This is a genomic window from Mameliella sp. MMSF_3455, from assembly GCF_030733205.1.
In the GTDB taxonomy this organism is placed as follows: Bacteria; Pseudomonadota; Alphaproteobacteria; order Rhodobacterales; family Rhodobacteraceae; genus Antarctobacter.
Genome location: NZ_JASHJL010000008.1, coordinates 92,080 through 110,234, shown reverse-complemented (window position 1 = coordinate 110,234; position 18,155 = coordinate 92,080). Strand labels below are relative to the sequence as shown.

The 18,155-nt window shown below is 65.3% G+C and carries 23 protein-coding genes; 7 read left to right on the top strand and 16 right to left on the bottom strand.

Going from position 1 to position 18,155, the window contains the following annotated elements; genetic code table 11:
• The first annotated feature begins 28 nt into the window (after window positions 1–28).
• Window positions 29–247 carry a hypothetical protein gene (locus RBB42_RS08070; protein ID WP_305969415.1) on the top strand — a complete coding sequence of 73 codons (219 nt, stop codon included), beginning with the start codon at window positions 29–31 and terminating at the stop codon, window positions 245–247.
• 9 nt (window positions 248–256) lie between these two features.
• Here RBB42_RS08070 and RBB42_RS08065 read toward each other — a convergent pair whose 3' ends face one another.
• Window positions 257–1,123 carry a sulfotransferase domain-containing protein gene (locus RBB42_RS08065; RefSeq protein WP_305969414.1) on the bottom strand — a complete coding sequence of 289 codons (867 nt, stop codon included), beginning with the start codon at window positions 1,121–1,123 and terminating at the stop codon, window positions 257–259.
• A 91-nt stretch (window positions 1,124–1,214) separates the two neighbouring features.
• A complete protein-coding gene (locus RBB42_RS08060) occupies window positions 1,215–2,381 on the bottom strand; it encodes an alpha-D-ribose 1-methylphosphonate 5-triphosphate diphosphatase (RefSeq protein ID WP_371931731.1) in 1,167 nt (388 codons plus the stop codon).
• Between the two features lie 25 nt (window positions 2,382–2,406).
• Here RBB42_RS08060 and RBB42_RS08055 point away from each other — a divergent pair, with 25 nt between their 5' ends.
• The gene (locus tag RBB42_RS08055) at window positions 2,407–3,093 is read left to right on the top strand and encodes a DUF1045 domain-containing protein (RefSeq protein ID WP_305969413.1); all 687 of its coding nucleotides are present in this window, start codon (window positions 2,407–2,409) and stop codon (window positions 3,091–3,093) included.
• On the opposite strand, the gene phnN is transcribed toward RBB42_RS08055, so the two are convergent.
• Genes phnN through RBB42_RS08035 form a run of 4 tightly spaced genes read right to left on the bottom strand, consistent with a single transcriptional unit; the run spans window position 3,075 to window position 5,979 of the window.
• Window positions 3,075–3,617: a phosphonate metabolism protein/1,5-bisphosphokinase (PRPP-forming) PhnN gene (gene phnN / locus RBB42_RS08050; RefSeq protein WP_305969412.1), complete on the bottom strand. Its 543-nt coding sequence runs from the start codon at window positions 3,615–3,617 to the stop codon at window positions 3,075–3,077. The two genes, RBB42_RS08055 and phnN, sit on opposite strands and share 19 nt — an antisense overlap.
• Complete coding sequence (gene phnL / locus RBB42_RS08045) at window positions 3,617–4,300, bottom strand: phosphonate C-P lyase system protein PhnL (protein ID WP_305969411.1); 684 nt, start codon at window positions 4,298–4,300, stop codon at window positions 3,617–3,619. The genes phnN and phnL overlap by 1 nt, the downstream gene beginning before the upstream one ends.
• Window positions 4,301–4,345: 45 nt before the next feature.
• Window positions 4,346–5,116 carry a phosphonate C-P lyase system protein PhnK gene (gene phnK, locus RBB42_RS08040; protein ID WP_305969410.1) on the bottom strand — a complete coding sequence of 257 codons (771 nt, stop codon included), beginning with the start codon at window positions 5,114–5,116 and terminating at the stop codon, window positions 4,346–4,348.
• Window positions 5,113–5,979, bottom strand: a complete 867-nt coding sequence (locus tag RBB42_RS08035) for an alpha-D-ribose 1-methylphosphonate 5-phosphate C-P-lyase PhnJ (protein WP_305969409.1) — start codon at window positions 5,977–5,979, stop codon at window positions 5,113–5,115. Before RBB42_RS08035 ends, phnK begins: the two co-directional genes overlap by 4 nt.
• Before the next feature lie 113 nt (window positions 5,980–6,092).
• Between RBB42_RS08035 and RBB42_RS08030 the strand changes: the two genes are divergently transcribed.
• Complete coding sequence (locus tag RBB42_RS08030; protein WP_305969408.1) at window positions 6,093–6,284, top strand: hypothetical protein; 192 nt, start codon at window positions 6,093–6,095, stop codon at window positions 6,282–6,284.
• A 5-nt stretch (window positions 6,285–6,289) separates the two neighbouring features.
• Here RBB42_RS08030 and RBB42_RS08025 read toward each other — a convergent pair whose 3' ends face one another.
• Genes RBB42_RS08025 through phnG form a run of 3 tightly spaced genes read right to left on the bottom strand, consistent with a single transcriptional unit; the run spans window position 6,290 to window position 8,385 of the window.
• Window positions 6,290–7,375: a carbon-phosphorus lyase complex subunit gene (locus tag RBB42_RS08025; protein ID WP_305969407.1), complete on the bottom strand. Its 1,086-nt coding sequence runs from the start codon at window positions 7,373–7,375 to the stop codon at window positions 6,290–6,292.
• A 3-nt stretch (window positions 7,376–7,378) separates the two neighbouring features.
• Window positions 7,379–7,945: a phosphonate C-P lyase system protein PhnH gene (phnH, locus tag RBB42_RS08020; protein ID WP_305969406.1), complete on the bottom strand. Its 567-nt coding sequence runs from the start codon at window positions 7,943–7,945 to the stop codon at window positions 7,379–7,381.
• The gene (gene phnG, locus RBB42_RS08015) at window positions 7,945–8,385 is read right to left on the bottom strand and encodes a phosphonate C-P lyase system protein PhnG (RefSeq protein WP_305969405.1); all 441 of its coding nucleotides are present in this window, start codon (window positions 8,383–8,385) and stop codon (window positions 7,945–7,947) included. Before phnG ends, phnH begins: the two co-directional genes overlap by 1 nt.
• 101 nt (window positions 8,386–8,486) lie before the next feature.
• Here phnG and phnF point away from each other — a divergent pair, with 101 nt between their 5' ends.
• Both phnF and RBB42_RS08005 read left to right on the top strand, forming a co-directional pair.
• Entirely contained in the window at window positions 8,487–9,194 is a 708-nt protein-coding gene (gene phnF / locus RBB42_RS08010; protein WP_305969404.1) for a phosphonate metabolism transcriptional regulator PhnF, read from the top strand.
• Between the two features lie 100 nt (window positions 9,195–9,294).
• A complete protein-coding gene (locus RBB42_RS08005; RefSeq protein WP_305969403.1) occupies window positions 9,295–10,479 on the top strand; it encodes an alpha-D-ribose 1-methylphosphonate 5-triphosphate diphosphatase in 1,185 nt (394 codons plus the stop codon).
• Between the two features lie 273 nt (window positions 10,480–10,752).
• Here the strand turns inward: RBB42_RS08005 and RBB42_RS08000 are convergent, their stop codons facing one another.
• The 5 genes from RBB42_RS08000 to phnC all read right to left on the bottom strand — a co-directional run bounded on the left by RBB42_RS08000 (window position 10,753) and on the right by phnC (window position 15,420).
• Window positions 10,753–11,370 (bottom strand): LbetaH domain-containing protein, encoded by a 618-nt coding sequence (locus tag RBB42_RS08000; RefSeq protein ID WP_305969402.1) that lies wholly within the window; start codon window positions 11,368–11,370, stop codon window positions 10,753–10,755.
• A 3-nt stretch (window positions 11,371–11,373) separates the two neighbouring features.
• Complete coding sequence (phnE, locus tag RBB42_RS07995) at window positions 11,374–12,699, bottom strand: phosphonate ABC transporter, permease protein PhnE (protein WP_305969401.1); 1,326 nt, start codon at window positions 12,697–12,699, stop codon at window positions 11,374–11,376.
• A complete protein-coding gene (gene phnE / locus RBB42_RS07990) occupies window positions 12,696–13,565 on the bottom strand; it encodes a phosphonate ABC transporter, permease protein PhnE (RefSeq protein ID WP_305969400.1) in 870 nt (289 codons plus the stop codon). Before phnE (RBB42_RS07990) ends, phnE (RBB42_RS07995) begins: the two co-directional genes overlap by 4 nt.
• Before the next feature lie 76 nt (window positions 13,566–13,641).
• Window positions 13,642–14,547: a phosphonate ABC transporter substrate-binding protein gene (phnD, locus tag RBB42_RS07985; RefSeq protein ID WP_305969399.1), complete on the bottom strand. Its 906-nt coding sequence runs from the start codon at window positions 14,545–14,547 to the stop codon at window positions 13,642–13,644.
• A gap of 66 nt (window positions 14,548–14,613) precedes the next feature.
• Window positions 14,614–15,420 (bottom strand): phosphonate ABC transporter ATP-binding protein, encoded by an 807-nt coding sequence (gene phnC, locus RBB42_RS07980; protein WP_305969398.1) that lies wholly within the window; start codon window positions 15,418–15,420, stop codon window positions 14,614–14,616.
• Window positions 15,421–15,673: 253 nt separating this feature from the next.
• Between phnC and RBB42_RS07975 the strand changes: the two genes are divergently transcribed.
• Window positions 15,674–15,889 carry a DUF1127 domain-containing protein gene (locus RBB42_RS07975; protein WP_305969397.1) on the top strand — a complete coding sequence of 72 codons (216 nt, stop codon included), beginning with the start codon at window positions 15,674–15,676 and terminating at the stop codon, window positions 15,887–15,889.
• 84 nt (window positions 15,890–15,973) lie between these two features.
• Here the strand turns inward: RBB42_RS07975 and RBB42_RS07970 are convergent, their stop codons facing one another.
• Both RBB42_RS07970 and rpsD read right to left on the bottom strand, forming a co-directional pair.
• Window positions 15,974–16,159: a hypothetical protein gene (locus RBB42_RS07970; RefSeq protein ID WP_305969396.1), complete on the bottom strand. Its 186-nt coding sequence runs from the start codon at window positions 16,157–16,159 to the stop codon at window positions 15,974–15,976.
• Window positions 16,160–16,421: 262 nt separating this feature from the next.
• Window positions 16,422–17,042 (bottom strand): 30S ribosomal protein S4, encoded by a 621-nt coding sequence (gene rpsD, locus RBB42_RS07965; protein WP_305969395.1) that lies wholly within the window; start codon window positions 17,040–17,042, stop codon window positions 16,422–16,424.
• A 323-nt stretch (window positions 17,043–17,365) separates the two neighbouring features.
• On the opposite strand from rpsD, the gene RBB42_RS07960 reads away from it, so the two are divergent.
• Entirely contained in the window at window positions 17,366–18,109 is a 744-nt protein-coding gene (locus tag RBB42_RS07960) for an EAL domain-containing protein (RefSeq protein WP_371931730.1), read from the top strand.
• Window positions 18,110–18,155: the final 46 nt, after the last annotated feature.

The following is an 18,155-nucleotide window of genomic DNA, read 5'->3' as shown; positions in this document are numbered from 1 at the left end:
TGAACCTTCGCCGCCCTGGGATTCCGGAATGAACTATGTTCTCGCCCTCTTCCTGCCGCCGCTCTCGGTCCTCCTGACCGGGCGGATTTTTCTTGCGATCGTCGTCCTGCTGATCTGGATTCCGGCCATCATCTTCTCGGGCGGGCTGACCCATCCGATGTTCATTCTGCTCGCCTGGATCCTGATCTATCAATCCGGCGAGGAACGGCGCACGCGCCGGATCGAACGCAGTGGCCGTTCCGACTGACAGGCCGGCTTACCCCGCGCTCCCCCACTCCAGCCAGCGCCGGTCCTCGGGGGAAAGGGCCTTGGAAATCACCGCATCATAAGCCGCCAGGTCGTCCTCGGTCAGACGCCCTTCCCATTTGTTGGACGTGGCGCTGTCGAAGAACCCCGCATCGCTGTTCCAGAACCCCTGCCCCGCCGAAGGGGTAAAGCGATCCGCATTAGCCTTCATGTTGTCGAATGTCGCTGCCTCGATGCAGGCGGCCATCAGGTCCGGCGGATGGTCGATCCCGACGTGCCCCGCGATCTGCGCCACCGCGCCGGGCAGGTCACGCAGCATGTCGGCGTAGTGCAGCCGGATCAGGTTTTCGCGCGGCTCGCGCGCCCGCGTGCACCGAAAGTGATCGAGGATCGCCGGCAGACCGGTGTGATCCTCACAGGTCAGGAACTCCCGGAAACTCTCGGACGGATCCTCTGGCAAGGGCGGCAGGCCGGCGTCGAAGCCCATGTTGCGCCGATGCTTGCGCATCGAGAAATGCACGTCGATCGGGTGCCGGTATACGGTGACATAGCGCAGCTCGGCCCAGATCGGGATGCAGTCGAAGGGCGAATGCGTCTTGACCTGGCGCCGATGCTCCTGCGCCTCTAGCCGCGCCATGACTTCGCTGACGTCGCGGACGTTGATGTCGATCCAGGGCGATTTCATCGAGGTCTGCGCATCCACCTCCGGATCGCCCGCGATCAGCATGGCAAGGATACCCTGCGTCCAGGTCGTGCCGGATTTCGGCGGGGTCGAAACGACGATGTCGCCCGCGCGCGGAACGAAGTGCGTCCAGCGCGACGAGTCGCTGATCGGATCGGTAAAGACGCGGCTGGGCAACTCGGAGGCGGTCAACATACGCGCGGATCCCTTGTCTGGCGCCCGGCAAGCCCGAACGGCATCAGACTACGCCAGGATCCGCGCATCGCGCAGCGGTTTTTCGCGGGTCTCAAGCCACCTGGCGCCCCCGGCTCCAGACTCCCCGCAGCAGGGGCACATGTTCGGCGACGCGGAAACGCATCAGGTCTGCCCGGCGCCCTTCTTCCAGAACGCCCCGGTCATCCAGCCCCACCGCCTCGGCGGGCGCCTTCGTCACCGTCGCGATCCCGCGCGCCATGTCGCCCCAGGTCTCGCCCAGCCGGACAGCGGCCTGCAGAAGCGCCGCCGGAACATAGTCGGACGACACGATGTCCAGCAGCCTTTCTCGCGCCAGGTCCTCTGCCGCGACGTTGCCAGAGTGAGAGCCGCCCCGGATCAGGTTCGGCGCCCCCATCATCACCGCGATGGCATGTTCGTGGCAGGCCCTTGCCGCCTCGACCGTGGTCGGGAACTCGGCCAGCCGGATGCCATGCCCGGCCGAAACAGCGACCTGTTCGGCGGTAGTATCGTCATGGCTGGCCAGAACCGCGCCAAATCGGGCCGCCTCCTGAACCGCGACCGCCTCGTGCGCCGCGCCGTTGCGGGCACGCAGGTCTTTCAGGTGGGCGATGTGCTCGATGAACTCGGCATCCGACATGCCGCGTTTCGATTTCACATATTGTTCCAGCTTCGAGATATCGCGGAACTGCCGCTGACCCGGCGTGTGATCCATGATGCTGACAAGGCCGACCCGGTCCTCGCGCCCGAACTCGGCCAGCTCTTCTGCCAGCGTCTCGGAACAGACCTCGGCCCGCAGGTGCAGGAAATGGCTGATCTTCAGCGTGTCGGCGGCGCGCAGGTCCAGCATCTCGCTGGCCAGCGACCGGGCGTATTTCCTGTAGCGCCCCTTGCCCGTCGGGATCGACCCCACCCGCATGGCGTCAAAGACCGTCGTGATCCCGGTCGAGGCCAGCTCAGCATCGTGGGCGACGATGGCCGCCGCATGGGGCCAATCGACCCCGGGACGCGGTTCGATATGGCGTTCCAGGTTGTCGGTGTGCAGTTCAATCAAACCCGGCGCCAGGAAGTCCCCGCCGCAATCGACCGCCCCGGCAGGCGCGTTTGCGCCCTCGCCCATTCCGACGATGACGCCGTTTTCCGCATGCAACCAACCGCGCGCCACCCCACCGGGCAGCACCAGTGTCGCATTGGCAAATGTCAGGCTCTCTGTCACGCCGCCGTCACGCGCATCGGGCATAGGCCCGGCAAGAGTGGAGGTCGTCATGCATTTCTCCCGTTACGCTGTCTACGTGACCCTTCCCAAGGGTCCCTTGTCCGATTTCGGCGCTGCCTGGCTGGGCTGGAACGCCGCGACGGGCGAACGGCCCGACGCGCCCGTGGTCCACGGACTGCCGCGGCCCGCCCATGAGATCACCGCGACCCCGCGCAAATACGGGCTGCACGGCACGATCAAGCCGCCGTTCCGCCTGGCCGAAGGCATGGATTTCGATGCGTTGCACGATGGCTTCGCCAGCTTTTGCGCCACCCGGACGCCGGTGACGCTGGACGGGCTGGCACTGACCCGGCTGGGCCGCTTCCTGGCCCTGACCCCAGTGGGCGAAACCGACGCCCTGTCCACGCTGGCCGCCCGGACGGTCGAGGCGCTGGACCCGTTCCGCGCCCCCCTGACCGAGGCAGAGCTGGACAAGCGCCGCAAGTCCGGCCTGAACGCGCGGCAAGAGGCGCTGCTGACCCGCTGGGGCTATCCCTACGTGATGGACCAGTTCCGCTTTCACATCACGCTCAGCGGCAAGCTGGACCGAGAAATGGCCGAAAAGGTGCGCAGCGCCCTGCTGCCCCATGTCGAACCGCGCCTGCCACGCCCCTTCACGATCGAGGCGCTGACGCTCTGCGGCGAGGATTCCACCGGCTATTTCCACGAGCTGCACCGCTACGCCCTTTCCGGCTGAAGCCGGGCCAGGATGGTGTCGACGGTGCGCTGCAGCGGGCCGGAATTGTCAATCTCGATCACCGGCAGCCCGACCGGCAGGGCCTTCCCCTTGCGGGCCAGGCGCGCGGCGATCTCCTCGGCGCTTTCGCGGCCCCGCCCGGCCAGACGGCGCGCCAGCACCTCGGCGGGGGCCGTCAGGGACAGGACGACGAACCGCGGGAACCGCGCCTGCGCCTGCATCAGGACAGCCCGCGACAGGTTAACCAGCACGTCACAGCCCTCGGCCAGTTGCTGGTCCACCGCGACCGGGATGCCATAGGCCAGCCCGTGCGCGCGCCAGGACAGCGCAAAGCCGCCCGCACGTTCCGCCTCTTCGAACGCGGCCTCGCCGATGGCAAAGTGATCCTCTCCCCCTGCCTCCTGCGGGCGCGTGATCCAGCGTCGCAGCAGGACAAACCGCGGATCGCGCGCCGCCAGCGCCGCCATGACGCTGTCCTTGCCCACGCCCGACGGCCCCACCACCGCGATGAACCGTCCCTGCATCAGGCGGCCGCCTGCGGGGAAAAACCGGTCAAATCCACCACGCGGTCACAGACCGCGGCGCGCGCCTCGGCGTCGTGGAAGATGCCCACGATGGCCGCGCCGCGCGCCTTGGCCTCGTGGATCAGTTCCAGCACCGTGTCGCGGTTCGCCGCATCCAGCGAGGCGGTTGGTTCGTCCAGCAAGAGCGCCGGGTAGGCATGGGCAAAACCGCGCGCGATGTTCACGCGCTGTTGCTCGCCGCCTGAAAAGGTGGTGGGCGAAAGGCTCCACAACCGTTCAGGAATGCGCAGCCGGGTCAGCAGTTCGCGCGCCCGGTCGGTTGCCGCCGCACGGTCCACGCCCACCGACAAAAGCGGTTCCGCCACCACGTCCAGCGTCGGCACCCGCGGCACCACGCGGAGGAACTGGCTGACATAGCCCAGCACCTCGCGGCGCAGGCGGATGATCTCGCGCGGTTCGGCCCGCACCACATCGACCCCGCCGATCAGGATCTCTCCGGAGGCGGCCAGGTAGTTGCCGTAGATCATGCGCATCAGCGTGGATTTCCCGGCCCCAGAGGCGCCGGTCAGCGCCACGCATTCGCCCGGCGCAACCGAAAGCGAGGCCCGCTCCATTACCCGGATCACCGCACTGCCCTGGTTGTGCAGGGTGAAGGTCTTGGACACTTCCCGAATTTGGATCATGGCATTAACCTATTGTTAAATTTCAATGTTTCGCGCGCGAAACACTCAGACTTGAAGCACGGAACTGACCAGAAGCTGGGTATAGGCGTGCTGAGGATCATCCAGCACCTGGTCGGTCAGCCCGGCCTCGACGACATGCCCGTCCTTCATCACCATCAGCCGGTCGGCCAGCAGGCGCACAACGGCCAGGTCATGGGTGACGATGATCGCCGACAACCCCATCTCGCGGACAAGTCCGCGCAGCAGGTCCAGCAGGCGGGCCTGCACGCTGACATCCAGCCCGCCGGTGGGCTCGTCCATGAACACCAGGCGCGGCCCGGTCACCAGGTTGCGGGCAATCTGCAACCGTTGCTGCATCCCCCCCGAAAAGGCCGTGGGCCTGTCGTCGATGCGGCTGGAGTCGATTTCCACCCGGCCAAGCCAGTCCTCGGCGCTGTCGCGGATTTCCCCGTAGTGACGTGCGCCGACGGCCATCAGGCGTTCGCCCACGTTGCCGCCCGCGCTGACATTCATGCGCAGCCCGTCGCGGGCGTGCTGGTGGACAAAGGCCCAGTCGGTCCGGCCCAGCATCCGCCGTTCCGGTTCGGACATGGTGATGGTGTCCTTCATGCCCTCGGTGCGGGTGTCGAACATCACGCGACCCGCGTCGGGGGCCAAGTGGCCAGCCATGCAGTTCAACAGGGTCGACTTGCCCGACCCGCTTTCCCCCACGATCCCCATGACCTCACCCGGCCAGAGATCGAAAGACACATCGGCACAGCCGATCCGGGCGCCATAGCGTTTTGTCAGGCCCTCGACCTTCAACAGCGGTGTCATGCGGCATCCTCCGTCTTGCCCTGTGCGCCGACATGGCCTGCCGCGCGACGAGCGCGGCAGTAATCGGTGTCGGAACAGACGAACATCCGCCCGCCCGCGTCGTCCACGATCACCTCGTCGAGGTAGCTGTCCTCTGCCCCGCAGAGATCGCAGGGCGCATCGGCCTTGGAGGCCTCGAAAGGGAAATCCTGGAAGTCCAGGCTGACGACCTGCGTATAGGGCGGCAGCGCGTAGATCCTCTGTTCACGGCCGGCGCCGAACAGCTGGATCGCGGCCATGCCGGACATCTTGGGGTTGTCGAACTTGGGGATCGGACTGGGGTCCATGACATAGCGCCCCTCGACCTTGACCGGATAGGCATAGGCGGTTGCGATCTGTCCGTGCCGGGCGATGTCCTCGTACAGCTTGACGTGCATCAGCCCGTAGTCTTCCAGCGCGTGCATCTTGCGGGTCTCGATCTCCGAGGGCTCGAGAAACCGCAATGGTTCAGGGATCGGCACCTGGTAGACCAGCACCTGATCCTCGGTCAGCGGCGCCTCGGGGATGCGGTGCCGCGTCTGGATGACGCTGGCACTGGCGGTGTCCTCCGTGGTCTCGACACCCGCCGTACGCTCAAAGAACTTGCGGATGGACACGGCATTGGTGGTATCGTCGGCGCCCTGGTCGATCACCTTGAGCCGGTCCTCGGGCGTCAGCGTCGCGGCCGAGACCTGCACGCCGCCCGTGCCCCAGCCATAGGGCATGGGCATCTCGCGGCTGGCAAAGGGCACCTGGTAGCCGGGGATCGCCAAGCCCTTGAGGATGGCACGCCGGATCATCCGCTTTGTCTGTTCGTCAAGGTAGGCGAAATTGTAGTCGCTCATGATTTCGGCCCCGAAATTTCCTGCAAATTGCACCCCGATTGCCCGTTTCGGCCACGGGAACGCCCAAGTTCAGGCGCAACCATTGGGCGACACCCCGACCAAGGAGAGGACATATGTCGGATCAACTGACCATCATCCTGATCACGCTGGCCGGCGTGCTGACCATTGGCATCCGCTACGCACTCTCGGTCTGGTTGCCCGAGGACTCCAAGCTGAACACGCTCTTCAGCGAAAGGCGCCTGACCGTATCCAACAGCAAGGAGGCCTGGTGGCTGAAGAACAACCCTGCCGCACGGGTCGACTGACTGGGTCATTCCGCCGCCTCCTGCCCGGCGCCTTCCGCCTCGCGGCGCAGGCGCCGGACCAGTTCCAGCTCGGACTGGAAGTCGACGTAATGCGGCAGCTTGATGTGTTCGAGAAAGCCCGTGGCCTGAATGTTGTCCGAGTGATACAGCACGAATTCCTCGTCCTGCGCGGGCGCGCCCATGTCATCCTCGCCCAGCTCGCGCCAACGCAAGGCGCGATCGACCAGCGCCATCGAGATCGCCTTGCGCTCTGTCTGGCCGAAGACCAGGCCGTAGCCACGGGTGAACTGCGGCGGTTCCGTCTTTGACCCGGTGAACTGGTTGACCGTTTCGCATTCGGTCACCTCGATCTCTCCGATCTCGATGGCAAAGCCCAGTTCCGGAATGTCCATCTCGACCGCCACTGTGCCGATGCGCAGCTCGCCGACGAAGGCGTGGTTGCGCGCATAGCCGCGCTGCGTGGAATAAGCCATACCGAGGACAAAGCCCTCATCCCCCCGCGTCAGGGCCTGCAATCGCAGCGCGCGGCTGCCGGGCAGTTCCATCGGCTCGCGGGTCAGGTCCGGCGGGGTCTCATCGCTGGCATCCTCGGTCTGGATCAGCCCCTCGTGGTTCAGGAACTCGGTGATATGCGGCGTCGGTTCCTTGCGCGGCGCGGCCTGCGGCGCGGGCGGCACCTCGCCATCGGCGGCCAGTTTGAAATCCAGAAGACGGTGGGTGTAATCGAAGGTCGGGCCCAGCACCTGCCCGCCCGGCGCATCCTTGAAGGTGGCCGAGATACGGCGGATGCAGGCCATGTTGCCCGTGTCGATGGCATGCGTGGACCCAAAGCGCGGCAGGGTCGTGCGGTAGGCCCGGATCAGGAAGATCGCCTCGATCAGGTCGCCGCGGGCCTGCTTGATCGCCAGCGCCGCCAGGTCGGGATCATAGAGCGACCCTTCGGCCATGACCCGGTTGACCGCCAGCTTCATCTGCTCACGGATCTGATCGACGCTCAGCTCGGCAACCGCGGTTTCGCCCCGGCGTTCCTCCGCCAGCCAACCGTGCGCGTTCTCGATGGCGCGCTCGCCCCCCTTGACGGCAACATACATCGCTCAGCCCTCCACTTGCGTGCTGCGCGGCAGGGCCGCGAGGCGGTTTGCGGCACAGAAATAGGCGTCCCACCCCAGCGGGAAGCGCGCAGAATTGGCTCGGAACGCCGCGACCTCGGGCAAGGAGAGCCGGGACGTGTCGCGGATCCCCGGGCCGGTCAGGGTCGCCCCCTCGGCCCTCAGATCCGGCTGCTCGACGATCAGAGTGGCAGAGCGATCCGGGTATTGCGCCGTGCCGATGCGGAAGCGATCCAGAGGCTGCAGGGCGTCCCATGTACCCAGCGCGAAATCGCAGGCTTCGGCACCGACCAGCGGCGCGCCCGCGTGAAAGGTGATCCAGTCGCGAACCTCGGCGCAGTCATGCGCGCCGGCCAGGTGCACGCCTGTCTCCGGGTCGCAGAGCGTCAGGATCAGAACCCCGGCCGCGCGTGACAGCGGTGCGGGCGGTTCGGCCCCCGCAACCTCGTGGATCGTGCCGGGGCGGGCCATTGCCTGCATCGCGGCGCGAAAGGCGCGGGCCGCTTCGACCGGCGCATCGGCAAAACCGCCCTTGAGAACCGCAGCCTCCATCAGTCGTCTCCCCTGACCAGCGTGAAGAACTCCACCTTGGTGGCGGCAGCCTTTGCGGCGCGCGCCTCGGCGCGTCCGGTCATCTCCGCGCGCAGAGGCTCCAGCACCTCGGCCCGGATCCGCTCTGCCGCCTCCGTCTGCATCAGCGCATCGACCAGCGCGGCGCGTTCCGCATGCGCCTTGTCGCGGCCCTGCACATATCCATGACCCACGGCCCCGCCTTCCAGCTGCAGGGAACAGCGCGTCACCGTCATTTCCCCCATGTTGAAGGGCGCGCCGGTGCCGCCCATGCGCCCGCGCACCATTGCGGCGCCGATCTCGGGCGCGCGCAACCAGGTGAAATCGGGCGCACCCCGCCCCTCCCAGAGCGCGGCCAACGCCCTTGGCGGCGCCTTGGCCAGCAGGCTCATCCAGTCTTTGCGGGCGGTCATCTTGGTCATCTAGACACCTTGCGGAGTTGTCGGAATATTTATACAACTAGACAAATTCCTACTCTCTGCCCGCGAGTCGGGCAAGAGTGACAGCGTGAAAGTTTCGTGACATGCCCCGCCCCGCGCTCTGGACCGCGATTTCCGACAGCCTGACCGGCGACATCGCCTCGGGGCGCTATGGTCCGGGGGACAAGCTGCCGACAGAGGCCGAGCTGTCGGCCCGCTTCGGGGTGAACCGCCACACGGTGCGCCGCGCCCTGCAGGCGATGGCCGACGAGGGGCTGGTGCATGCGCGGCGCGGCGCCGGGGTTTTTGTGGCCGCCCGCCCGACCGAATATCCGATTGGCCAGCGCGTGCGCTTTCACCGAAACCTGCGCGCCGCCGGGCGTGTCCCGGGCCGCCAATTGCTGATGTCGGAGACCCGGTCCGCCGATGCGGAGGAGGCGCGCGCCCTGCGGATCGCCCCCGGCGACCCCGTGCTGGCCTACGAGACCATTGCAACGGCAGATGGCGAGCCGATTGCCCTGGGCGAGGGGGTCTTTCCCGCCGCGCGCCTGCCCGGGATGCCGGAGGCCCTGCAGGCGCACAGTTCCGTCACCGCAGCCCTGGCGGCCTGCGGCGTGGCCGATTACACGCGCGCCTCGACCCGGGTGACGGCCCACCTGGCCACCCCGACACAGGCACGGCGCCTGCGCCTGCCCGATGGCGCCCCCCTGCTACGAACAACCGGCGTGAACGTCGATCCCTCGGGCCAGCCGATCGAATACGGCACCACCTGGTTCGCCGGCGACAGGGTGACCCTGACACTGGAACAGTGACACCAAATCCCTTTGTTTCATGGAAAAAACAGCCATTTGTCACCCCGGTGATACATTGGACGCTTAGACATGCCGGACAGTCCGAGACCAGAGCGGTTCCATGCCCATTGCCCCTTCTTCCCTGCGCTTGACCGGCGCCACTGTCCTGCGCGACGGCGCGCTGCAGTCTCGGTCCGTCGCCATCGAGGACGGGCGCATTTCCAAGGGCCCCCTGCCCGAGGTCGACCTGCGCGGCTACTACATCCTGCCCGGGATCATCGACCTTCACGGCGACGCCTTTGAACGCCACCTGGCGCCGCGCCCCTCTGCCCCCTTTCCGATCCGCACCGCCCTTCGCGCCACGGATCGCGACGCGGCGGCAAACGGGATCACCACCGCCTGGCTGGCACACAGCTGGAGTTGGGAAGGCGGCACGCGCGGCCCGGACCACGCCGAGGCCTTTCTGCGCGCGCTCGATGACTACGCCGACGAGGCCCTGACCGACCTGCGCGTGCAGCTGCGCTGCGAGACCCACACCACCGACACCGCCGACCGGCTGCTGGCCGCCGTACGCCGCCACCACGTCGACTATGTCGTCTTCAACAACCACCTCGACGAGGCGATCCAACTTGCCGAGATCGACCCGGCGCGGCTTGCGATCTGGGCGCGGCAGGCCGGGCGGTCGATCGAAGAACACCTGGCGGTCGTGCATGCCGCGCGCGGGCAAAGCCGGGAGGTGCCGCGCTATCTCTGCCGCCTGGCCGAGGCCTTTGACACGCTGGGCGTCAGCTATGGCAGCCACGATGACGAGGACGGCGAAACGCGCGAGTATTTCTCGCAGATCGGGGCGAAGATCTGCGAGTTTCCGACCAGACGGGCCGCTGCGGCCCTGGCCCGCGCCGTGGGCGACCCGATCCTGATGGGCGCGCCCAACGTGGTGCGCGGCGGCTCGCAATCCGGCAATATCGCGGCGCAAGACCTGGTGCGAGAGCGGCTCTGCGATGCGCTGGTGTCGGACTATTATTATCCCGCACTGGTGCAGGCCGCCTTTTTCCTTGTCGACGAAGAGATGCTGGACCTGCCCCAGGCCTGGGCGATGATCTCGAGCCGGCCGGCAGAAATCCTGCGCCTGCCCGACCGGGGCGTGATTGACTATGGCCGTCGCGCCGACCTGGCGGTGGTCAATGCCGCGACACGCGTTGTCGAGGCGACGTTTTGCGAAGGCCGGATCACCCACTTGGCGGGTGAGGCGGCACAGCGTTTCCTGAGCGCCGGCAACACCGAGGCCCGACTGGCCGCCGAATGAGCCCGCATCGACCAATGGGGCGGCGGACAACCCTCGGGATGGAAACACTGAGTTGCGAGACGCACTGATGCATTTTCGACAATTTTTTGGTACTATCACACAAGATTTACGGCGCGAGTCTAGAACGGCGTAGGTGAGTGACGTCAGGACCCGAACCGATTTCGTTTGAGTGTCTTGGGCACATAGTGAGTGGTTTACGAGGAATTTCGAGTACCAATCGGGCGGCCAGAAGGCCGCCCATATTGTTTTCGGCCAACCCCCGCCCGTTGCGTGTCAGCCGCCGTATTTCTCCAGGAACACGGGCACATGCATCCCACGGAAATCCGCCAGCGCCGCGCGCAGGGCAGCGTGATCCCAGTCCCACCAACCCAGCGCCTCGACCCGCTCGGCGAGATCGCGGGGCAGCCGGTCCCGCACCGGTTTGGCCGGAATACCGGCCACGATGGCATAAGGGGGGACGTCCCGCGTGACGACGGCGCCGGAGGCGATCACCGCGCCATTGCCCACCCGCACCTCGGGTTTGACCTGCGCGTTGTGGCCGATCCAGGTGTCATGCCCGATCACGGCCTTGCGGCTGGCGCGTCGGGCGAACCAGTCGGCGTCATCCTCTGCGTCCGCCCAATACGAGGCAGAGCGATACATGAAATGATGCAGGCTGGCCCGGTCCAGCGGGTGATCCGTCGCGCCGATGCGCACGAAACTGGCGATATTGGCAAACTTGCCGATCTCGGCATTGGCGATGTCACAATAGCGGTCGCAATAGCTGTAGGCGCCAAAGCGGCTGTTGGCGATGCGACTGCCCTGCCCCACCTCGGTATAGGCACCAAAGTCACTTTCCGAGATCGCGCAGTCCGGGTGGAACACCGCCGCTTCGGGGGAAAGCCGTGACATGGGTCAGTGCCCCCCGCCCTTGATCAGGCGACGGCGCAGGATACCGGACACCCAGTCCATGAAGATCACCATGAGGACGATCAGAACAATGTAGTAGGTGACTTCTTCCCAGTCCTTCTGAGTGATGATCGCCTGCGTCAACATCAACCCGATGCCACCGCCGGTGATGGCACCGATGATCGTGGCGGAGCGGGTATTGGATTCGAGGAAATACAGAATCTGGCTCAGCAGCACCGGGGTGATCTGCGGGATCACGCCAAAGCGGTAGCGTTGCAACGGTTTCGCCCCGGTCGAGGACACTCCCTCGATTTGTTTCTGGTCGACGTTTTCCAGCGCCTCCGAGAACAGCTTGCCCAACGACCCCGTGTCGGTCAGCAGGATCGCCAGGGCGCCGGTCAGCGGGCCCGGCCCAAAGGCACGGCTGAGCAGGATGGTGAAGATCAGCGCATCGACGCCCCGGACAAAATCGAACACCCGGCGCACCAGCTGACGCACGACGACAACCGGGGTAAAGTTCCGGGCCGCGAGGAAGGCAAGCGGCAGGGCGACGAGGGCCGCGCCCATCGTGCCCAGAAAGGCCATCAGGATCGTCTCGCCAATCGCCCAGGCCACCTTGCCGTGGTGCCACAGCGGGTTGGCCCAGAAGTCCTGCCAGGCCCCGGCGATATTGGATCGGTCGGGATCGATCTGCGGGCCAAGAAGCAGGCTCCAGACCGGCGTGCCGTGATAGGGGCTGTCCAGCGTGAACCAGAACAGTTCCCAGCCAAAGAAGTAGCGGAAAACCTCTGTCTTGGCGCGGGTCATGGTCAGGCGCCCGGCCTCTGTGCGGATGTCGAGCCGCGTCCGCGAATAGCTGATCCATTCGGGCAGCCGGTCCTCCGCGATGTCGATGGTTACGGACGGATCCAGTTTCGCAGTGATGTCCCCGAACTCCGGGTGACGATAGACTGCGGTCTGGTCCGGCAGGAACAGGACGCTGTGCCCCTTGGGCAGGTCGACGGTGACGGTCTCACCGTCGATGGCAACCCAATCGGGGCTTTGCCCTTCAGGCCACGTGGCGGGCCGCTCACCCTCCTTGGCAATCGTGACCTCGCCCGACCGGTTCGCGCGGGTGACATGGGTCTTGTAGCTGTAGGTATCGCGGATCAGCGTCATCGCGTTGTCCAGCCGCGCACGCTCGGCCAGTCCCATGACGTCGAAGGCAAAGAAGATATAGGTCAGGTACAGCAGGATCACTGCGGGCACCGCGACCGAGATCAGGCGCTTGCGCCGGAACAGGGCCTGCGCCGCATCCTGGCGATCGATCATCGAAAGGCTGGCGTCTGTCATTGGTTCGCCCCTTCGCTCAGACGGTTGCGCAGGCTGGACGACAGTTGGTCGACCGCGACGATGGTGACGAACAGCAGGATGAAAATCGCCGCCGCCTCGTCAAAGCGGCCCGGGCCCCAGGCCATCGAGTTGCGCAGTTCGTAGCCGATGCCGCCCGCGCCGACGAAGCCCAAGATGGCCGAAGCGCGGATGTTGACCTCGAACCGCAGCAATCCGTAGCTGAGATAGTTCGGCGCCACCTGCGGCATGACCCCCAGCAGCATTTTCTGGCTCCACGTCGCGCCGACAGAGGTCAGCCCGTCCACAGGTTTCAGGTCGGCGTTCTCGTTCACCTCGGAATAGAGCTTGCCCAGGGCGCCGGCGGTGTGCAGCGCGATGGCGATCATGGCCGGGATCGGGCCGCCGCCCAGCATGTAGATCAGCACCAGCGCCACCACGATTTCGGGCAGCGCGCGGGTCACGTCCATGATGCGGCGGAACACCGGGATCAGAACCGGCCAGCGTGCCATGCCACGGGTGGACAAGAGCGACAGCACCAGCCCAAGCGCCGCGCCCGTAAGCGTCGCCACGGCGGCGATGTTCAATGTCTCGATGAGGTCGGGCAGGTATTTCCACAGCAGGCCCGCCATGTCGGCGCGCTTGTCCCAGGCCTCTCCCACCACGTCCGCGGGAAAGTCGAAGATCCGGTGGATGCCGTCGAAAAAGCCGCCGGCGTTGCGGTCATTGGCAACGCGAAAACCCGAGACCAGCAGCACAACAAAGACCAGTATGGCGATTCCGCTGTACAGCCGTTTCTGGCGCACCATCGCCATGTAACTGTCCTGCGTCGCGGCCAGCGGTGCGGCGCCCTGCGTCAAGTCTGTCATCTGCCCTGCCTTCATGTGGGAACCCCGCCCGGGAAAAAGGGCGGGGTCCTGTGCCTTTGTCAGATCGAAAGGGCGATCAGCCGTCGATCTTCTGCTTGCGGACCTCGATGATGGTCTCATAGGCGTCGTGGGTGATCGGGTAGAAACCGGCGGTCTCACCGAAAGCCACGTTGTAGGCGCATTCCTGGTCTTTCTCGTAGAGCCCCAGAACCAGCGCCGTCACCTTTTCCTTGACGTCGGCGGGCAGGGCCTCGCGGATGGTCACGGGGCCTTCGGGGATAGGCTTGGACTGCCAGATCTGGACCAGCTCGTTCATGTCGACCAGGCCGTTGTCGACGGCGCGGCGCAGCGCGCCCGAGTTGTAGCCGTCTTCCCAGTTGCCCAGGCCGTCGGCCCAGGTCACGCCGGCGTCGATGTCGCCGTTGTAGACCGCGACGATGGTCTGCTCGTGGCCGCCGGTGAACTTGACCTCGCCGAAGAAGTCACCGGATTCCATCGTGACATCATACTGGGCGGGGATTTCGACGGAGGGGATCAGGTAGCCCGAGGTCGAGTTCGGGTCGCCAAAGCCGAAGACCTTGCCTTCGAGCCCCTCGACCGAGGTGATGCCGCTGTCCTTGCGGGCAAAACCGATCGAGTGGTAGCTGTACGAGCCGTCCAGGTTGGTCTTGACGGCGATGGGTTCACCGGCCGACGGGTCCTGCAGGTGCAGGGCCGCGTAAGCCGAGGCGCCGAACCATGCCAGGTCCAGGGTGCCGCCCAGGAAGCCCTGGATCACGCCATTGTAGTCGGCGGGCGTGAACAGCTTGACCTCGACGTTCAGCTCTTCGGCGATGTAGTCGGCAAAGCACTGGTAGTTGTTCAGGCGGCTCTGGACGTTGTCGCCGCCCAGAATGCCAATGCGGAATTCGGTGATTTCCTGGGCCATGGCCGGTGCGGCCAGGGCGGTGGATGCTGCAAGAACTGCAAGGAGCTTTTTCATCGTCTTCCTCTTTTGTTGAATGGCCCCTGCCAACCACTGACCGGGGGGATGAAAACCTGTGGGGGCTCAGGCGGTGACCGCGTGTCGCGCGTCCGCCAGAGCATTGATGTCGGTAGAGGTCGCCGCCTCGGAAAACTCGGCCCCGGCGCCGTAGATGTCGCGGGCCACCCCGGTGTTCAGCTGGTCCGGCGTGCCGTCAAAGACGACGCGGCCCTGGCGCATGCCGATCACCCGGTCGCAATAGCGGCGCGCGGTATCCAGCGTGTGCAGGTTGGCGATGACCATGCGGCCGTCTTCCTCGTGGATGCGACGCAGCGCATCCATGACGATCTGGGCGTTCATCGGGTCGAGCGAGGCGATGGGTTCATCCGCCAGGATGATCTGCGGGTCCTGCATCAGGGCGCGGGCAATGGCGACGCGCTGCTGCTGGCCGCCGGACAGGGCCTCTGCCCGTTTCGGCGCATGATCGGCGATGCCCAGACGGTCGAGGATCTCGATCGCCTTGTGGATGTCCTCGGTCGGGTAGAGGTTGAACAGCGTCGCGAAGGTCGACCGCCGGTTCAACGTCCCGTGCAGCACGTTCGACACCACGTCCATGCGCGGCACCAGGTTGAACTGCTGAAAGATCATGGCGCATTCGGACTGCCACTTGCGCCGGGCACTGCCGGTCAGCCGGGTCACGTCGCGCCCCTGGAAGGCGATGGTGCCCTCGCTTGCGTCGGCGAGGCGGTTGATCATCCGCAGCAGCGTCGACTTGCCGGCGCCAGAGGCCCCGATGACGCCGATCATCGCGGATTTGTCGATGGTAAAGCTGACGTTGTCCACGGCAGCATTGGCGCCAAAGCGCTTGGTCAACTGTTCGATGCGTAGCACGCAGCACCCCCTCGTGTCTGAGGGGGCGTGCTAAGGCGATGCCTTGTCCGTTCCGTGACGATCGCACAAAACTTTTGTAACGCGCCCCGGATGACGCAGCGGCAGCAATGCGCAGCGCCGGTTAACCCGCAATTGACCAGCCATGCATTTGATTACAGGCGGCTATGCACGCAAACCTCTGGCGCTGCATCGCAGCAAAACCTAGGTTGGTTGCCAAGGGAGGAACCCGATCACTGCAAGGAAGGGTCCTGATATGGCACATGTCCAAACCACCACCACCCACGGCGGCAACTTCTTCACCGGCTTCTTCGAAGGCGTCTTCAGCTTTCTGGTCCGCATCTCCGAGGCCAACAGCCGCGTCAAGGAAATCGAACGCCTGAACGGCATGACCGACGCACAGCTGGAAAAGCTGGGTATCGAACGCGCCGACATCGTGCGTCACGTCTTCCGCGACAGCTTTTACATCTGATCGCACGGACCGCAGGCGGACAGCCGTCTGGTTTCTGATGACCGCCGCGCCCCGACCGGGCGCGGCGTCATTGTTTTGGGAGGGTCACTTTCCGGCCCGGCGAGTCATCATCTCGCGCACCGCCGCCATGCTTCGCCGCGCCAGGTCCGAGACCTGAGCCACAAGCATCTGCCTCACCTCCGGATCGTCCGAAAATCTCTCGGTGCGAATCCCGTTGGGCAGATTGGCGCTTTCCTCCGCTTTGGCGTCCAGCCCATGCGGAAACGCCATGTCGACCTCATCATATCGGCCCGCGCCCGCACCGTTACGCGGCGCCTTGCAACGGCCATACCAGCAAGAGCAGCGCGATGATCCACCCTGTCCGTGTCTTGACAGACGTCCTCTACCATGGCCCCCCCGGCCGCCCTGTATCCGTTCCAGGACGTTTTTTGTACGCGCCCAGACCCGGCCGGACCGGCAATACAGAAAAGGCCGCCCGGATGGGCGGCCTTTCGCGATCTTGCATGGCGGCGGACCCGGGGCCCGCGCACACTCAGTTCTGAGCGTAGAATTCGATGACCAGGTTCGGTTCCATTACCACGGCGTAGGGCACGTCGCCCAGCTGCGGGGTGCGGACGAAGGTGGCGGTCATCTTCGAGTGGTCGGCCTCAATGTAGTCGGGCACGTCACGCTCGGGCAGTTGGGTCGCTTCCAGAAGCGCGGCCATCTGCTTGGATTTCTCGCGAACCTCGATCACGTCGCCTTCCTGGACGCGGTACGAGGGGATGTTCACGCGCTTGCCGTTCACCAGGACATGGCCGTGGTTCACGAACTGGCGGGCGGCAAAGACGGTCGGCACGAACTTGGCGCGGTAGACGACAGCGTCCAGACGGCGCTCGAGCAGGCCGATGAGGTTCTCACCGGTGTCACCCTTCAGACGCTCGGCCTCGGCGTAGATGCGGCGGAACTGCTTTTCGGTCAGGTCGCCGTAGTAGCCTTTCAGCTTCTGCTTGGCGCGCAGCTGCAGGCCGAAGTCGGACATTTTCTGCTTGCGGCGCTGACCGTGCTGGCCGGGGCCGTATTCGCGGCGGTTCACCGGCGACTTGGGGCGGCCCCAGATGTTTTCGCCCATGCGGCGGTCGATTTTGTACTTGGCAGTCGTGCGTTTGGTCACGGCTGATCTCCTTCGTCAGGGTTTCGAAGGGCGTTGTCCTCTCCCCGGATTTGGCCGGAGTGACAGGGATCCCCTTGCGAGGGCCACCAACACCAATGAGCGCGCGCTTATACAGGCTGCGAGGGGCGAGTCAAGCGTCCCTCTTTCCATGTCCGGACAATTTGAACCAAAGGGGAACATTAACGGTTACTTTACACCTCGGGCGTCAAATGGGGCAAGACCACGGCACGGAGGCGGAAGTGGCGAAACCGGCAGCAGAAGAATACGAGGCGCGCAATGCGCTGGAACAGGCGGTCAGGATCCGCGATACATCCGTGCTGGACATGGTCCGGCGGTCGATCCAGCATCGCCAGGTCATGCTGGCCTTCCAGCCCGTGATGCAGGCCCATGCCCCCGACCGTGTCGCGTTTTATGAGGGGTTGGTCCGCGTTCTCGACGAAACCGGGCGGATCATTCCCGCAACCGACTTCATCAATACCGTCGAGGATACGGAATACGGGCGGATGCTGGATTGTATCTCGCTGGAAAAGGGACTGGCTGAACTGCGCCGCGTGCCGGATCTGCGCCTGTCAATCAACATGTCCGCACGCTCCATCGGCTACAAGAAATGGATGCGGGTGCTTCAGCGCGGCCTTGACCAGGATCCGACGATCGCCGAACGGCTGATCCTGGAAATCACCGAAAGCTCGGCCATGCTGGTGCCGGAACTGGTGGTCAGTTTCATGGATGACCTGCAGCGCCGGGGCATCTCCTTTGCCATCGACGATTTCGGTGCCGGCTACACCGCCCTGCGTCATTTCAAGGACTTCCGCTTTGACGTCCTCAAGATCGACGGCCAGTTCTGCCAAGGCATCGCCACCGATCCGGACAACCAGGTTCTGGTCGCCGCAATGGTCAAGATCGCCGAACAGTTCGACATGTTCACGGTCGCCGAAATGGTCGAATCGCACGAAGACGCCGATTGCCTGGCCGCATTGGGGATCGACTGCCTCCAGGGATATCTCTTTGCCGCCCCCAGCGTGCGCCCGCCCTGGCGCCAGAAAGAAGCCGCGCGACACACCGGCTGACGCTACGGCATCCACTCCGGATAACGTAACGGCACATAAGGCATGG

Excerpts from the sequence above, each read along its gene's own strand:
- phnE (WP_305969401.1), bottom strand. The coding sequence starts at position 12,699 with ATGACAGACGCCAGCCTTTCGATGATCGATCGCCAGGATGCGGCGCAG.
- phnK (WP_305969410.1), bottom strand. The coding sequence starts at position 5,116 with ATGACACCGCTGTTGAAGGTCGAGGGCCTGACAAAACGCTATGGCGCC.
- RBB42_RS08035 (WP_305969409.1), bottom strand. The coding sequence starts at position 5,979 with ATGAGCGACTACAATTTCGCCTACCTTGACGAACAGACAAAGCGGATG.
- RBB42_RS07975 (WP_305969397.1), top strand. The coding sequence starts at position 15,674 with ATGGCACATGTCCAAACCACCACCACCCACGGCGGCAACTTCTTCACC.
- phnL (WP_305969411.1), bottom strand. The coding sequence starts at position 4,300 with ATGATCCAAATTCGGGAAGTGTCCAAGACCTTCACCCTGCACAACCAG.
- RBB42_RS08065 (WP_305969414.1), bottom strand. The coding sequence starts at position 1,123 with ATGTTGACCGCCTCCGAGTTGCCCAGCCGCGTCTTTACCGATCCGATC.
- RBB42_RS07970 (WP_305969396.1), bottom strand. The coding sequence starts at position 16,159 with ATGGCGTTTCCGCATGGGCTGGACGCCAAAGCGGAGGAAAGCGCCAAT.
- phnF (WP_305969404.1), top strand. The coding sequence starts at position 8,487 with ATGCCCCGCCCCGCGCTCTGGACCGCGATTTCCGACAGCCTGACCGGC.
- RBB42_RS08030 (WP_305969408.1), top strand. The coding sequence starts at position 6,093 with ATGTCGGATCAACTGACCATCATCCTGATCACGCTGGCCGGCGTGCTG.
- phnD (WP_305969399.1), bottom strand. The coding sequence starts at position 14,547 with ATGAAAAAGCTCCTTGCAGTTCTTGCAGCATCCACCGCCCTGGCCGCA.
- phnE (WP_305969400.1), bottom strand. The coding sequence starts at position 13,565 with ATGACAGACTTGACGCAGGGCGCCGCACCGCTGGCCGCGACGCAGGAC.
- phnH (WP_305969406.1), bottom strand. The coding sequence starts at position 7,945 with ATGGAGGCTGCGGTTCTCAAGGGCGGTTTTGCCGATGCGCCGGTCGAA.
- RBB42_RS08055 (WP_305969413.1), top strand. The coding sequence starts at position 2,407 with ATGCATTTCTCCCGTTACGCTGTCTACGTGACCCTTCCCAAGGGTCCC.
- phnN (WP_305969412.1), bottom strand. The coding sequence starts at position 3,617 with ATGCAGGGACGGTTCATCGCGGTGGTGGGGCCGTCGGGCGTGGGCAAG.
- RBB42_RS08025 (WP_305969407.1), bottom strand. The coding sequence starts at position 7,375 with ATGTATGTTGCCGTCAAGGGGGGCGAGCGCGCCATCGAGAACGCGCAC.
- RBB42_RS08070 (WP_305969415.1), top strand. The coding sequence starts at position 29 with ATGAACTATGTTCTCGCCCTCTTCCTGCCGCCGCTCTCGGTCCTCCTG.
- RBB42_RS07960 (WP_371931730.1), top strand. The coding sequence starts at position 17,366 with ATGGTCCGGCGGTCGATCCAGCATCGCCAGGTCATGCTGGCCTTCCAG.
- RBB42_RS08060 (WP_371931731.1), bottom strand. The coding sequence starts at position 2,381 with ATGCCCGATGCGCGTGACGGCGGCGTGACAGAGAGCCTGACATTTGCC.
- phnG (WP_305969405.1), bottom strand. The coding sequence starts at position 8,385 with ATGACCAAGATGACCGCCCGCAAAGACTGGATGAGCCTGCTGGCCAAG.
- RBB42_RS08000 (WP_305969402.1), bottom strand. The coding sequence starts at position 11,370 with ATGTCACGGCTTTCCCCCGAAGCGGCGGTGTTCCACCCGGACTGCGCG.
- RBB42_RS08005 (WP_305969403.1), top strand. The coding sequence starts at position 9,295 with ATGCCCATTGCCCCTTCTTCCCTGCGCTTGACCGGCGCCACTGTCCTG.